Source organism: Bradyrhizobium brasilense (assembly GCF_029714345.1).
Taxonomy (GTDB): Bacteria; Pseudomonadota; Alphaproteobacteria; order Rhizobiales; family Xanthobacteraceae; genus Bradyrhizobium; species Bradyrhizobium australafricanum.
In genome coordinates, this window is the sequence record NZ_CP121669.1 from 6,282,576 (window position 1) to 6,295,207 (window position 12,632).

Consider the following 12,632-nt stretch of genomic DNA (forward strand, 5'->3'; position numbering starts at 1 on the left):
GGGCTAGGGTTAGCACGCGGCGAAGTGTGAGGTTGCCGATCGTTTCCGAAATCCGGTGATTCAGCGATCCGAGATCAAAGATTTCGGCCCGACTGTTGTACCCGCGCAACGCTAGTTGAAGCCCGCTTCGCAACCGACGCACGATTTCGTCCGGACGCTCAGGCGTTCGGCGACGGCTCGCTGGCCACGGTCAGCAGCTGCGACCGTCGGACGCGCTCGCGATGCGCGGTGTAGAGGCCTGAGGCGACGATGAAGCCGGCGCCGAGAATGGTCAAACGGTCGGGCACTTCGCCGAAGATCATGAAGCCGAGGATGCTGACCCACAGCAGCTGCGTGTAGGAGAACGGCGCGAGCACCGAGGCATCGCCATAGCGGAACGCCAGCACCACGATCCACTGTCCGACGGTGGACGCAACGCCGATCAGGATGCCGAACATGATGTCGTGCCAGCTCGGCGTGACCCAGACGAACGGCACCAGCGCGCTGACGATGGCGACGCCGACGATCGACGAATAGGTCATCACGGTGATCGGGCGCTCGCTGCCGCTCATCATGCGCGTCAGGATCAACGTGGCCGCCCACGCCAGCGCCGAGACGATCGGAAAGATCGCGGCGGGATGGAAGGCACTGGTGCCCGGCCGTAGGATGATGAACACGCCGGCGAGGCCGACCGCGGTCGCGATCCAGCGTCGCATGCCGACCCTCTCACCGAGGAAAGCGATCGACAGCGCGGTGACGAACAGCGGCGAGACGAAGCTGGTGGCGGAGGCTTCGGCGATCGGCAGGAAGCCGAGCCCCGTGATGAAGATCAGCGAGGAGCCGAGCAGCGCGGCGCCGCGCAGCACGTGCAGGCCGGGACGGCTGCTGCGCAGCGCGAACAGCGGCGAGCCTGGCAGCATCGCCGGCGTCATGATCATCGCAAACACCAGGAAGCGGATCCAGGCGATCTCGATCGAGGGCAGCGTGGAGGAGAGATATTTTGCCGTGACGTCGGAGGTGCCCAGGAACACGGTCGACAGCAGGATCAGCGCGATGCCCTTGAACGGCCGGTCGGTGCGGGCGGGCGCCTTGCTTGTCGCTGCGGGCGCGGTCTTTGCGGGCAATGAAAGGGGAACGCTGTCCAGCCTGGCGGCCACGGCTGCGGGGGGCGGTGTCACGGCAATCTCGAAGGCAAAATAAAGGGAGTCTGCTCCTCGTACAAAACGCCAATTCCGCCGCGAGAACAATGCCCGAAAACGGGACTCCGATATGCGCCAGCGCGCGCGACCGCCCGCCCGCCGCAGGCCGTGTGCCGCCGCAACTGCAACAGTTTGTTAAGAACTGTGTGGAGCGGAACGCCCTCAGAGCATCGGCAGCGAGCGTGGCTTCGGCCCGCGCGGGAACGCGGCATCGAGCGCGGCGAGTTCATCGCCGCTGAGCTTCAGAGTTCCCGCCGCCGCATTCTCGGCCGCGTGTTCCGCGTTCGACGCCTTCGGAATCGCGAGCACCGACGTCAGCCGCGTGAGGAAGCTGAGCGCGACCTGGCGCGGCGTCGCCTTGTGCGCCTGCGCGATCGATTGCAGCACCGTGCCGGCCTTGCTCGACGGCGAGGGAAAATCATTGTGGCCGAACGGCGAATAGGCAACGACGGCGACGCCGTGCTGCTCGCACCAGGGAATCACAGCGTGCTCGATGGCGCGCTCCTGCAGATGGTAGAGCACCTGGTTGCAGGCGATCTTGCCTTCACCCGCGACATCGAGCAGTTCGTCGAGATCCTCGGTGTCGAAATTGCTGACGCCCCAGGACCGGATCTTGCCCGCGGCGATCAATTCGTCGAACGCCGCGACCGTCTCGGCAAGCGGAGTGGTTCCGCGCCAGTGCAGCAGATAGCAATCGAGGCGATCGGTCTTCAGCCGCTTCAGCGAGCGCTCGCAGGCGGTGATGGTGCCGCGCCGCGAGGCGTTGCTCGGCAAGACCTTCGAGACAAGGAACAGCTCGTCGCGCCGGCCTGACATCGCATCCGCGATCACAAGCTCGGCGTCGCCATACATCTCGGCGGTGTCGATATGCGTCATGCCGGCATCGATGCCGCGCTTCAGCGCAGCGACGGCCGCCTTGCGATCACCGCGATCGAGATACCAGGTGCCCTGGCCGATCACCGAGACCTGCGGGCCGTTGTCGCCGAATTTTTTTGTCTGCACGATCGCCTCGTTCTGCGTAGTTCCCTTGTGGCTCCGCGCAGGACGATAAAGCATACCGACGACCATGTCTCCACATCGTCATCCCGGCGATATCTCCACATCGTCGTCCCGGCGAAGGCCGGGACCCATACTCCGCAGCAGTCGTCGTTGGCGGGACTCGTCATTCCACCCGTTGTGCAACAACAGATGTTCGTGGTTATGGGTCCCGGCCTTCGCCGGGACGACAGCTGTATTGTGACGCGCGCTCTCGCGTCTCTCGACGCGCATCAAACGTTGAGGTTCATCCACACCGCCTTCGGCTCGGTAAAGTTATCGAGCGCGGCGGTGCCGTGCTCGCGGCCGAGGCCGGAGTCACGCTCACCGCCCCACGGCAACCGCACATCGGTGTAGCCATAGGTATTGATCCACACCGTGCCGGCGCGGGCCTTCTTGGCGAAGCGCTGCACGCGGCCCATATCCGCGCTCCAGACGCCGGCGGCGAGGCTGTACGCGGTGCCGTTGGCGATGCGCAGCGCATCGGCCTCGTCCTTGAACTTGATCACGCTGACGACGGGGCCAAAGATCTCCTCCTGCGAGATGCGCATCTCGTGCGCGACGTTGGCGAACACCGCGGGGCTGATGAAATAGCCGAGGTCACCGACCCGCGCGCCGCCGGTGGCCAGCAGCGCACCCTCATGTTTGCCGATCTCGACATAATCGAGGATCGAGCGCATCTGCTTCTCGGAGATGACCGGCCCGAGCGCGGTGGCGCGATCGGCGGGATCGCCGATCCGCAACGCTTCCGCACGGGCGACCAGACGCTCGACCACCTCGTCATAGGCGTTCTCCTGCACCAGCACGCGCGAGCCGGCCGAGCAGACCTGCCCGGCATTGAAGAAGATGCCGGCAGCCGCGGCCTTGGCAGCGGCTTCGAGATTGGCATCGTCGAAGATCACATTGGCGGACTTGCCGCCGAGCTCGAGCGAGACCCGTTTGAAGTTGCCGGCGGCGCCCTTCACGATGCCGCGGCCGACGCCGGGCGAGCCGGTGAACGTCACCTTGTCGACATCGGGATGATTGACCAGCGCGTCGCCGACGACGCGACCGGGCCCGGTCACGATGTTCAGCACACCCTTCGGCAAACCGGCCTCGAGCGCGAGCTCGCCGATGCGCAGCGCCGACAACGAGGTCAGCTCGGCCGGCTTCATCACCACCGTGCAGCCGCAGGCGAGAGCCGGCGCGAGCTTCCACATGCCGATCATCAGCGGGAAATTCCACGGCACGATCGCGGCGACCACGCCGACCGGATCGCGCACCGTATAGGTCAGCGCGTCGTCGCGCGCCGAGACCACGTCACCGCTGATCTTGTCGGCCCAGCCGGCGTAATAGGTCAGCGTGTCGATGGCGGCGGGAAAATCCTGACGCAGCACACCCGCAATCGGCTTGCCGGCATCGAGGCTTTCGAGCGCGACAATCTCGTCGGCATGCTGCTTCAGCAGCTCGGCCCATCGGAGCAGGATGTGGCCACGTTCGGCCGCGCGCATGGTGCGCCACGGCCCCTCGAAGGCGCGGCGGGCAGCCGCCACGGCACGATTGACATCGGCCTCATTGCCTTCGGCAATCGTAGCGATCACCTGCTCGGTGGCGGGATTGAGCGACTTGAAGGTATTTCCGGACAACGAACGGACGCGGGCGCCATCGATCAGCAGCAATTCGTCCCTGATGGTCGGGGCGCGGCGGGCGTCACGCTCATAGTCATATGCAACGGACATCATATTTCCTCCTGGTGTTGTCACTCAACCTAGGAGGCTCTGATCAGCAGTAAATATGATATCTTGTGCCTATTGGCATGCCAAGATATGAAGTCAACTTCATAAATGGTGACCACCATGCTGCAGATCGAGATCGAGACCGTCTGGCGCTTTCGGAAAGAGGACAGCCCGCAGACCGCGGTCGTGATGCTCGGCATCCTCAACGAGATCCGGAAGACCGGAAAGATCACCAGCGCCGCCAGCGATGCGCAGCTGTCCTATCGCCATGTCTGGAACCTGATCGAGCAATGGACCGAGTTCTTCGGCGTGCCGCTGGTTGAAACCCACCGCGGCAAGGGCTCGAAGCTGACGCCATTCGGCGAGAAGCTGGTGTGGGCCGGCGAGCGCATGCAGGCGCGGCTCGGGCTGCAGCTCGAGAACCTCGCGCAGGAACTGGTCACCGAGATCAAGCCGTTTCTCGAGCAGCGACCGTCGGTGATCCGGGTCCATGCCAGCCACGGCTTTGCGGTGTCCAAGTTGCGCGAATTCCTCGACCGCGCGGGCGGCGTCGGCGTCGATCTGCGCTATGTCAGCAACCAGAACTCGTTGGTCTCGCTGGCGCAGGGCGCCTGCGATCTCTCCGGCGTGCACCTGCCGCGCGGCGAATTGCGGGCGCAGGGCATCAAGGCCTGCCGCGAATGGCTCGATCCGCGCGAGGACCGCGTCATCAATTTCGTGACCCGCGAGATGGGCCTGATGGTCAAGCGCGGCAACCCGCTGAAGATCACGACGCTGAAGGACCTCGTCGAGCGCAAGGCCCGTTTCGTCAACCGCGACCACGATTCCGGCACGCGGCTGCTATTCGATCAATTGCTGAGGCTGCATAAGATCCCGGAAGGGCGGATCAACGGCGCGCAGCACATGGAATTCACCCATGCGGCGGTCGCCGCCTATGTCGCGAGCGGCATGGCGGATGCGAGCTTCGGCGTCGAGGCCGCGGCGCGGCAATTCGGGCTCGATTTCATCCGCCTGCTTACGGAAGATTATTTCTTCGTCTGCAAGCGCACCTTCCTCGAGGCCGAACCGATGCAGCGCGTGCTCGACATCATGAAAAGCAGCGAGTTCCACAAGGCGGTGGGCGCCCTTCCCGGCTATGTCGCCTCCCATACCGGCGCCGTCAGCGGGGTGAAGGAGTTTCTAGAGAAGCTGCATTCCGACCGCTGATCAGCCGGACCCGGCAACGGCCGACCTGATGGCCGTCGATCCTTCGGGACTTGCGCCAGGTGCGATGACGATGGTCGACAGTCAGGAAGATATCTTGCCGAGCCCGCTGAGGTCGGCGACCAGCACCGAGCCAGTCACCGATTCCGTGATGTAGAGGCGGTCGCGGTTGGCGCCGCCGATGGCGACATTGGTGCAGCTCGACCCGGCGCAGGACTTGATCCGCGCGATGCACTCGCCGTTCGGCGCAAACACGAAGACATGGCCGAGCGAGGCATGCGCGACGAACAGCCGACCGGCGGCATCCATCGTCACGCCGTCGGGTCCGCTCGGGCCGAACAGCGAGCAGAAGCGGCCGACCTTGGAGACGCTGCCGTCCTTCATGAACGGCGCGCGCCAGACCGCATTGTCGCGCGTCATCGCGACGAACAGCACCGCCTCGTGCGGATCGAGCACCAGGCCGTTCGGGCTGATGCCGGTGTCGATCAGGCAGTCGAGCGCTCCGTTCACCCGCAACCGATAGACGCGACCGGTCGGATCGTGCAGTCCGGTCTGGCCCTGATCGGTGAAATAGATGTCGCCGTTCGATGCGATGTGCAGGTCGTTGCAGCCGCGGAACGATTCCGAATTGCGCGAGCGCAGCAGGGGCGTGACCTCGCCCGACCTCGCATCGAGCTCCATCAGGCCGTGCCGATAGTCGGCGATCAGGATGCGGCCCATCGCATCGATCTTCAGCCCGTTCGGCCAGCCGTCATACTCGGCAACCTGCGACCATGACTTGTCCGGCGCGATCCTGAAGATGCGGCCGAACGGAATGTCGACGATGTAGAGATTGCCGTCGGCATCGAACGACGGTCCCTCGATGAAACAGTCGGTCACCGCGCCCGGGCGGTTGGCGTCGGCCCATTCGCTCGCCACCCTGCGGCGGAATTCGGCCGGCACGGCGGAGAAGATTTCAGTCGCGATCAGTTTCGGCGGCGTTTCCAGGAACATCATTGTTGGTTCACCCGTTGGCGGACGGGGCGAACCATAGATGCTTGCGTACGTCATTGCGAGCGCAGCGAAGCAATCCACCTATCCGCCTGAGCGATGGCCCGACGGAAGGGCTCTTGCAGCGACGTGGAAGGCTTCAGTCTGTCGCCGCCTGCTATTCGGCCGGCTGCGCCGAGCCATAGGCTTCCGAGATCATGTAGCCGGACAGCGTGCCGTAGGCCGCGGTCCATGCGGCGGCGACGTCAGGCGTCCAGGCTTCGCCGAGCCCCTTCTCCAGCGTCCACAACAACGCGCCGCCGACCACCGGATAATGCTCGGGCTTGGCGCCGTAGCCGACATGCCGCCTGGCCAGCGCACTCGCGGCCGGCAGGATCGTGTCGAGATTGCTCAGCCCATTCACGACGACGGCAAGCGTCGTCATCAATTTCTTGCGCTGCTCCTTCATGTCGACCGGAAACATCGCCTTCACGGCGGGCGCGACTTCGAACAAGCGGTCGTAGAAAATGACCGCGGCCTGCTCCGAGATCGGCGCGACCTTGCCAAAGCTGTCCTGAACCAGCTTGATTTGGGCCGGATTCATCTCAATTCTCCTCGGTCATGAAATGAGTTCTGAAACGATTTTTCAAAACGCGAGCATTGGTAACCGAAGCCGGCGCTTCGGTTCAAAGCGGAAACGCTTGCCGTCGACGTGATCATCACGCCGCCTCGACGAAGCTGTGGCGCTCATAGAGGAATTCGAGCACGCGCTGCCGGCACTTCAGGTAGCCCTGGTTGGTCGCGAGCTCGAGCCGCTTGCGCGGCCGCGCCAACGGCACCTCGAGTACCTCGCCGATCCGCGCGCTCGGGCCGTTGGTCATCATCACGATGCGGTCCGACAGCAGCACGGCCTCGTCGACGTCGTGGGTGATCATCAGGATGGTGTTGCCGAGCTTCTGGTGCAACGCCATCACCGAATCCTGCAGATGCGCCCGGGTCAGCGCGTCAAGCGCGCCGAACGGTTCGTCCAGCAGCAGCACCTTCGGCTCCATCGCGAGCGCACGCGCGATGCCGACGCGCTGCTTCATGCCGCCCGAGATCTCGCTCGGCCGTTTGTCCTTGGCATGCGCCATTTGCACGAGGCTGAGATTGTGCATCACCCAGGCGTCGCGCTCGGCCTTGCTCTTGGTCCTTGCAAACACCTTGTCGACGCCGAGCTTGACGTTCTCGTAGACGGTGAGCCACGGCAGCAGGCTGTGGTTCTGGAACACCACGGCCCGATCCGGTCCCGGCGAATTGACCTCGCGGTTCTCCAGCAGCACGCCGCCATTGGTGGCGCCGGTGAGGCCGGCGACGATGTTGAGCAGGGTCGACTTGCCGCAACCGGAGTGACCGATGATCGAGACATATTCGCCCTTCGCGATCGTCAGGTTGATGTCCTTCAGAACCTCCGTGGTGGCGTTGCCGCGGGTGAAGGTCTTGTCGATGTGATCGAGCTTCAGATAGGCCTGCATGACTGGTCCTCCTCAGTTCGCCGCCGTGCCGCGGGTCACCACTTTGCCGAGGCCAGCAATGAGCCGGTCGAGCACGAAGCCGATGATGCCGACATAGAACAGCGCCAGGATGATTTCGCTGATATGCGAGGAATTCCACGCATCCCAGATGAAGAAGCCGATGCCGACGCCGCCGATCAGCATTTCCGCGGCGACGATCGCGAGCCAGGACAGGCCGATGCCGATGCGCAGGCCGGTGAACATGTAGGGCGCGGCCGCCGGGATCATGATCTTGGTGAAGAACTCCAGCGGATTGAGCTGCACGACGGCGGCGACGTTGCGGTAGTCCTGCGGGATGTTGCGGATGCCGACCGCGGTGTTGATGATGATCGGCCACACCGAGGTGATGAAGATCACGAAGATCGCCGAGGGCTGGCCGTCGCGGAATGCGGCCAGCGACAGCGGCAGCCACGCCAGCGGCGGGATGGTACGCAGCACCTGGAACAGCGGATCGAGGCCGCGCATCGCCCAGACCGACTGTCCGACCAGCGTGCCGAGCGCGATGCCTACGATCGCCGCCAGCGAATAGCCGTAGGCGACGCGCTGCAGGCTGGCGGAGAGATGCCAGAAGAGGCCCTTGTCGATGCCGCCATTGTCGAAGAATGGATCGAGGATCAGCTCCTTGGTGTCCTTGAACACTTTCGACGGCGGCGGCAGGCTGGAGCCGGCGCGCCGGCAGATCAACTCCCACACCACCAGCAGCAGCGCGACCACGATCAGCGGCGGCACCACGCGCGCCGCGGTCTCCTTCGCCATCCTGGCGTAGGCATCGGCGCGCGGCGCGCGCTTCGGCATCATGGTCACGACCGGCGCCGCGGCGGTGGCCGGCGGGATCGCTACCGCCGACACTTCGGTCTTCATGGCAGGCATCGACATTGAACGAAAATCTCCGTGGTCAAAAAAGGAGAGCCGCGCTGCTCGCGCGGCTCGCTCAAATCAGACGTCAACACGCTTGATGGACAACGACTTCAGATAGGCGGCGGGATCGGCGGGATCGAACACCTTGCCGTCGAAGAAGGTCTCCTTGCCGCGCGAGGTCGAGGCCGGAATGTCCGACACGCCAAGCTCCTTGGCGGCCTCCTTCCAGAGATCCTCGCGGTTCACCTTGGCGATCAGCGCCTTGGTGTCGAAGCCTGCCTCGTACTTGCCCCAGCGGATGTCCTCGGTGAGGAACCAGAGGTCGTGGCTCTGATACGGATAGGAGGCGTTGTCGCTCCAGAACCGCATCTGCTGCGGCGAATTCTCGACCACGCGGCCGGTGCCGTAATCGAACTTGCCCTTCATGCGGTCGGTGATGTCCTCGACCGGGCAGTTGATCCACTGCCGCTTGGCGCAGATCGTCGCGGTCTCCGCGCGGTTCTCCGCCTTCTCGCACCACTGCTGGGCTTCCATGACAGCCATCAGCAGCGCCTTCGCGGCCTTCGGATTCTTGTCGACCCAGGCGGCGCGCAGGCCGAACGATTTCTCCGGATGCTTGTCCCAGAGCTCGCCGGTCGTGATCGCGGTATAGCCGATCTCCTGATGGATCAGTTGCAGATTCCACGGCTCGCAGACGCAGAAGCAGTCCATCGTGCCGACCTTCATGTTGGCCACCATCTGCGGCGGCGGCACCACGATGGTCTCGATGTCCTTGTCGGGATCGATGCCGCCGGCGGCGAGCCAGTAGCGAATCCAGAGGTCGTGCGTGCCGCCCGGGAAAGTCATCGCGGCCTTCACCGCCTTGCCGGAGGCCTTCTTCTTCTCCAGCGCCGCCTTGAACGGCGCGGTGTCGATGCCGACCTTGAGATCGGCATATTCCTTGGCGACCGAGATGCACTGGCCGTTCAAATTGAGCCGCGCCATGATGTACATCGGCGTCGGCTGATTATTCTGCGTCACCTTGCCGGCCGAGATCAGATACGGCATCGGGGTCAGGATATGCGCGCCGTCGATGCCGTTGCCCTCGGAGCCGAGCACGAGATTGTCGCGCGTGGTGCCCCACGAGGCCTGTTTCTGCACCTCGACATCGGGCATGCCGTATTTGGCGAAGATGCCCTTCTCCTTGGCGACGAACAGCGGCGAGGCATCGGTCAGCGCAATGAAGCCGAGCTTGGCACCCTTCACCTCGGGACCGGCGCCCTGCGCGAACGCGCCTGCGGGAAAGTTGAGCTTGGCCGCGGCGAGCAGCGCGGCGGCGCCGCTGGTTGCCTTCAGAAGCTGACGGCGGCTGAGGCCGCGGCTTGGCGGCTTGTCGGTGGGCTTGGTCATCGGTCGTCCTTTGCGTCGTTGCGTTGCGGTGTTGCGTCAGTGCGTCGAGCGCCGCCCTTCGGATGGCGACGCGCGCAGGGCGCAAAAAGGCGTGCACCGGGAAGGCCCCGGTCTGGCGGCGTCAGAAATCCGATGGGGTAGCCTCGAGGGACGGCTTCAATGGCGTCGGCTAATGATTATTCAAGCCTTGTGCCAACCTACCGCAGCGCAAAAATGGATTTCGCTGCAAAGCCTTGCGCAACATGTCGCAGCGCGCGCGAGTTTTCCGCGCGCTGCCAAAATTTGCGATTCGCCCAATCTTTGCGCGGCGCACAAAAATTGAGCAGAAACGTTCAGAAACCGATCAGGCGTCCTCGGTGACGTTGGTGCCGAGCGGCGCCGGCGCCATACCGACGCCGGGCTTCACATGGAATTCGTAGGTCATCAGGCTCCACGGCCCATCCGATCGCTGGCCATCGGGCATGACAGGATCGGTGCGGCGCTCGACCTTGGCGATCAATTCATCCTTCACGCCGAACACGACGTCGGAATCGATGTACTTGTCGCCCTCGACGAAGACATGCGTGATCAGCGGCTCGTAGCCCTTGGCGTTGACCAGGAAGTGCACATGCGCGGGCCGCATCGGATGACGGTTGGTCTGCGTGATCATCTGCCCGACCGGGCCGTCGGTCGGGATCGGATAGCTGCACGGCACGATGGTGCGGAAGAAGAAGCGGCCGTCGGCATCGGTGATGAAGCGCGCCCGCGACGACGGACCTTCGGTGGCATAGCTCGGCTTCTGCGAGTCATAGAATCCGTCATCGTCCGCGTGCCAGATATCGACCGGCACATTGGCCAGCGGCTTGCCGTCAAGGTCGGTGACGCGGCTCTGCACGAACATGCGCTCGCCCGGCAGGCTTGCCGAGATGTCGGTGCCGTGCGGCGTCACCTTGTGCTCGCCAACATAGAACGGGCCGAGCACGGTGGTCTCGGTCGCGCCGTCGCGATCGCGATGGTTGACCGCATCGACCAGCATCGACACGCCGAGCACGTCGGACAGCAGGATGAACTCCTGGCGGATGTCGGTGCACTTCTGCCCGGTGCGGGTCAGGAAGCCGATCGCCTGGTCCCATTCCTCGAAGGTGAGATCGGTCCTGCGCACATAATCGTGCAGCGACTTCACCAATTCCTGCAGCAGGAACTTGGCCCGCGGATCGGGTGTCTGGTCGAAGCTGCGGATGACGGCGGCGGTGAGCTCGGTTTCGTTGAACTGGGTCATCTCGGCGTTTCCCTTGACGGATACCTTGGCAGATACTTTGAGCCCCTTCGGGGGCGCGATTGCAGGGGCGACGGTACACCACCAGCTCAATGCCGGTAAGCGGCAGCGGATTGGTGCAGCAGACACTTTTCGGCTATCAAGACTGCCTTGCAAGCCGGAGAAACGCCTGATGCTAGCCCCCACGCCTGCCTCGCCCGAATCCGCGGGAATGTCGACCACTGCCCTCAACCGCCTCGAAGCGCATCTGAAGAGCCGCTACATCGATGCCGGCCGTTTTCCTGGCACGCAGGTCCTGATCTATCGCCGCGGCAAGATCGTGCATTCCACGGTCCAGGGCTTTGCCGATCTCGAGCGCAAGGTGCCGGTCAAGGACGACACCATCTTCCGCATCTATTCGATGACCAAGCCGATCACGTCGGTCGCCTTCATGATGCTGGTCGAGGAAGGCAAGGTCGCGCTCGACGAGCCGGTCGCGAAATATATTCCGGAATGGAAGAACCTCGGCGTGTTCGTCGCCGGCACCGCGCCCGCCTTCCTGACCCGCCCACCGATCCGGCCGATGCAGATCGTCGACCTCTTGCGCCACACCTCGGGCCTCACTTACGGCTTCCAGCAGCGCTCCAATGTCGACGCGGCCTATCGCGAGAAGAAGATCGGCGAGGTCATCAAGGCCGGCACGCTCGACGGCATGATCGAGGACCTGGCGAAGATCCCGCTGGAGTTCTCCCCGGGCGAAGCCTGGAACTACTCGGTCTCGACCGACGTGCTCGGCTATCTCGTCGGCAAGATCTCAGGTGTGCCGTTCGAGCAATTCCTGAAGGAGCGCATCTTCAAGCCGCTCGGCATGAACGACACCGATTTCTTCGTACCGGCCGACAAGGCGCATCGGTTTGCCGCCTGCTATTCCGCCGATCCGCAGGGCGGCTTCAACCCGCTCGCCGCCGAGCGCAAGGGCACACTGACGCTGCAGGACGATCCGACCACCAGCTCCTTCCTGGCGCCGCCTTCGCTGATCTCGGGCGGCGGCGGACTGTGCTCGACCGCGGCCGACTATCTGACCTTCTGCCGGGCGCTGCTCAATGGCGGCGAGCTCGGCGGCGTCAGGCTGCTCGGCCCGAAGACGCTGAAGCTGATGACCTCGAACCATCTGCCCGGCGGCGTCGACCTGCCGGCGATGTCGCGCTCGATGTTCGCCGAAGCCGCCTATAACGGCATCGGCTTCGGCCTCGGCTTCGCCGTCACCATGCACCCGGCGCAGACGCTGATCGCCGGCAGCCCGGGCGAATTCAACTGGGGCGGCGCTGCGACGACGTCGTTCTTCATCGACCCGGCCGAGGAGCTGATCACGATCTTCATGACCCAGGTGCTGCCGTCGAGCGCCTATCCGCTGCGGCGCGAGCTGCGCACCATGGTCTACGCCGCGATCACCGAGAGCAATCTCTGACACGACGTCATTCCGCGGCGCATACTCCTC

11 protein-coding genes are annotated in these 12,632 nt (G+C 64.3%); 2 read left to right on the forward strand and 9 right to left on the reverse strand.

Going from position 1 to position 12,632, the window contains the following annotated elements:
* Positions 1 to 158: 158 nt before the first annotated feature.
* From QA635_RS29415 to QA635_RS29425, 3 genes are all read right to left on the reverse strand, one after another.
* Positions 159 to 1,103, reverse strand: a complete 945-nt coding sequence (locus tag QA635_RS29415; protein WP_283071883.1) for a DMT family transporter — start codon at positions 1,101 to 1,103, stop codon at positions 159 to 161.
* A 237-nt stretch (positions 1,104 to 1,340) separates the two neighbouring features.
* Positions 1,341 to 2,180 (reverse strand): aldo/keto reductase, encoded by an 840-nt coding sequence (locus tag QA635_RS29420; RefSeq protein ID WP_283063012.1) that lies wholly within the window; start codon positions 2,178 to 2,180, stop codon positions 1,341 to 1,343.
* Positions 2,181 to 2,446: 266 nt separating this feature from the next.
* Positions 2,447 to 3,931, reverse strand: a complete 1,485-nt coding sequence (locus QA635_RS29425; protein ID WP_283071885.1) for an aldehyde dehydrogenase family protein — start codon at positions 3,929 to 3,931, stop codon at positions 2,447 to 2,449.
* A 117-nt stretch (positions 3,932 to 4,048) separates the two neighbouring features.
* On the opposite strand from QA635_RS29425, the gene QA635_RS29430 reads away from it, so the two are divergent.
* Positions 4,049 to 5,134, forward strand: coding sequence for a substrate-binding domain-containing protein (locus QA635_RS29430; protein ID WP_283063013.1), 1,086 nt, complete (start codon positions 4,049 to 4,051; stop codon positions 5,132 to 5,134).
* Between the two features lie 81 nt (positions 5,135 to 5,215).
* Here QA635_RS29430 and QA635_RS29435 read toward each other — a convergent pair whose 3' ends face one another.
* From QA635_RS29435 to QA635_RS29460, 6 genes are all read right to left on the reverse strand, one after another.
* Positions 5,216 to 6,127, reverse strand: coding sequence for an SMP-30/gluconolactonase/LRE family protein (locus QA635_RS29435; RefSeq protein WP_283063014.1), 912 nt, complete (start codon positions 6,125 to 6,127; stop codon positions 5,216 to 5,218).
* 151 nt (positions 6,128 to 6,278) lie between these two features.
* On the reverse strand, positions 6,279 to 6,704 hold the full coding sequence (locus QA635_RS29440; protein ID WP_283063015.1) for a globin family protein: 426 nt from the start codon (positions 6,702 to 6,704) through the stop codon (positions 6,279 to 6,281).
* Positions 6,705 to 6,819: 115 nt separating this feature from the next.
* Entirely contained in the window at positions 6,820 to 7,614 is a 795-nt protein-coding gene (locus QA635_RS29445; RefSeq protein WP_283063016.1) for an ABC transporter ATP-binding protein, read from the reverse strand.
* Between the two features lie 12 nt (positions 7,615 to 7,626).
* Complete coding sequence (ntrB, locus tag QA635_RS29450; RefSeq protein WP_283063017.1) at positions 7,627 to 8,529, reverse strand: nitrate ABC transporter permease; 903 nt, start codon at positions 8,527 to 8,529, stop codon at positions 7,627 to 7,629.
* A gap of 60 nt (positions 8,530 to 8,589) precedes the next feature.
* On the reverse strand, positions 8,590 to 9,900 hold the full coding sequence (locus QA635_RS29455; RefSeq protein ID WP_283063018.1) for a CmpA/NrtA family ABC transporter substrate-binding protein: 1,311 nt from the start codon (positions 9,898 to 9,900) through the stop codon (positions 8,590 to 8,592).
* A gap of 343 nt (positions 9,901 to 10,243) precedes the next feature.
* Positions 10,244 to 11,158, reverse strand: coding sequence for an intradiol ring-cleavage dioxygenase (locus QA635_RS29460; RefSeq protein ID WP_283063019.1), 915 nt, complete (start codon positions 11,156 to 11,158; stop codon positions 10,244 to 10,246).
* A gap of 169 nt (positions 11,159 to 11,327) precedes the next feature.
* Here QA635_RS29460 and QA635_RS29465 point away from each other — a divergent pair, with 169 nt between their 5' ends.
* Positions 11,328 to 12,602 carry a serine hydrolase domain-containing protein gene (locus tag QA635_RS29465; protein ID WP_283063020.1) on the forward strand — a complete coding sequence of 425 codons (1,275 nt, stop codon included), beginning with the start codon at positions 11,328 to 11,330 and terminating at the stop codon, positions 12,600 to 12,602.
* The last annotated feature ends 30 nt before the right edge of the window (positions 12,603 to 12,632 follow it).

Bases quoted from the DNA above. Each gene is read 5' to 3' on its own strand.
- QA635_RS29425 (WP_283071885.1), bottom strand. From the start codon at position 3,931: ATGTCCGTTGCATATGACTATGAGCGTGACGCCCGCCGCGCCCCGACC.
- QA635_RS29430 (WP_283063013.1), top strand. From the start codon at position 4,049: ATGCTGCAGATCGAGATCGAGACCGTCTGGCGCTTTCGGAAAGAGGAC.
- QA635_RS29435 (WP_283063014.1), bottom strand. From the start codon at position 6,127: ATGATGTTCCTGGAAACGCCGCCGAAACTGATCGCGACTGAAATCTTC.
- QA635_RS29440 (WP_283063015.1), bottom strand. From the start codon at position 6,704: ATGAATCCGGCCCAAATCAAGCTGGTTCAGGACAGCTTTGGCAAGGTC.
- QA635_RS29445 (WP_283063016.1), bottom strand. From the start codon at position 7,614: ATGCAGGCCTATCTGAAGCTCGATCACATCGACAAGACCTTCACCCGC.
- ntrB (WP_283063017.1), bottom strand. From the start codon at position 8,529: ATGTCGATGCCTGCCATGAAGACCGAAGTGTCGGCGGTAGCGATCCCG.
- QA635_RS29455 (WP_283063018.1), bottom strand. From the start codon at position 9,900: ATGACCAAGCCCACCGACAAGCCGCCAAGCCGCGGCCTCAGCCGCCGT.
- QA635_RS29460 (WP_283063019.1), bottom strand. From the start codon at position 11,158: ATGACCCAGTTCAACGAAACCGAGCTCACCGCCGCCGTCATCCGCAGC.
- QA635_RS29465 (WP_283063020.1), top strand. From the start codon at position 11,328: ATGCTAGCCCCCACGCCTGCCTCGCCCGAATCCGCGGGAATGTCGACC.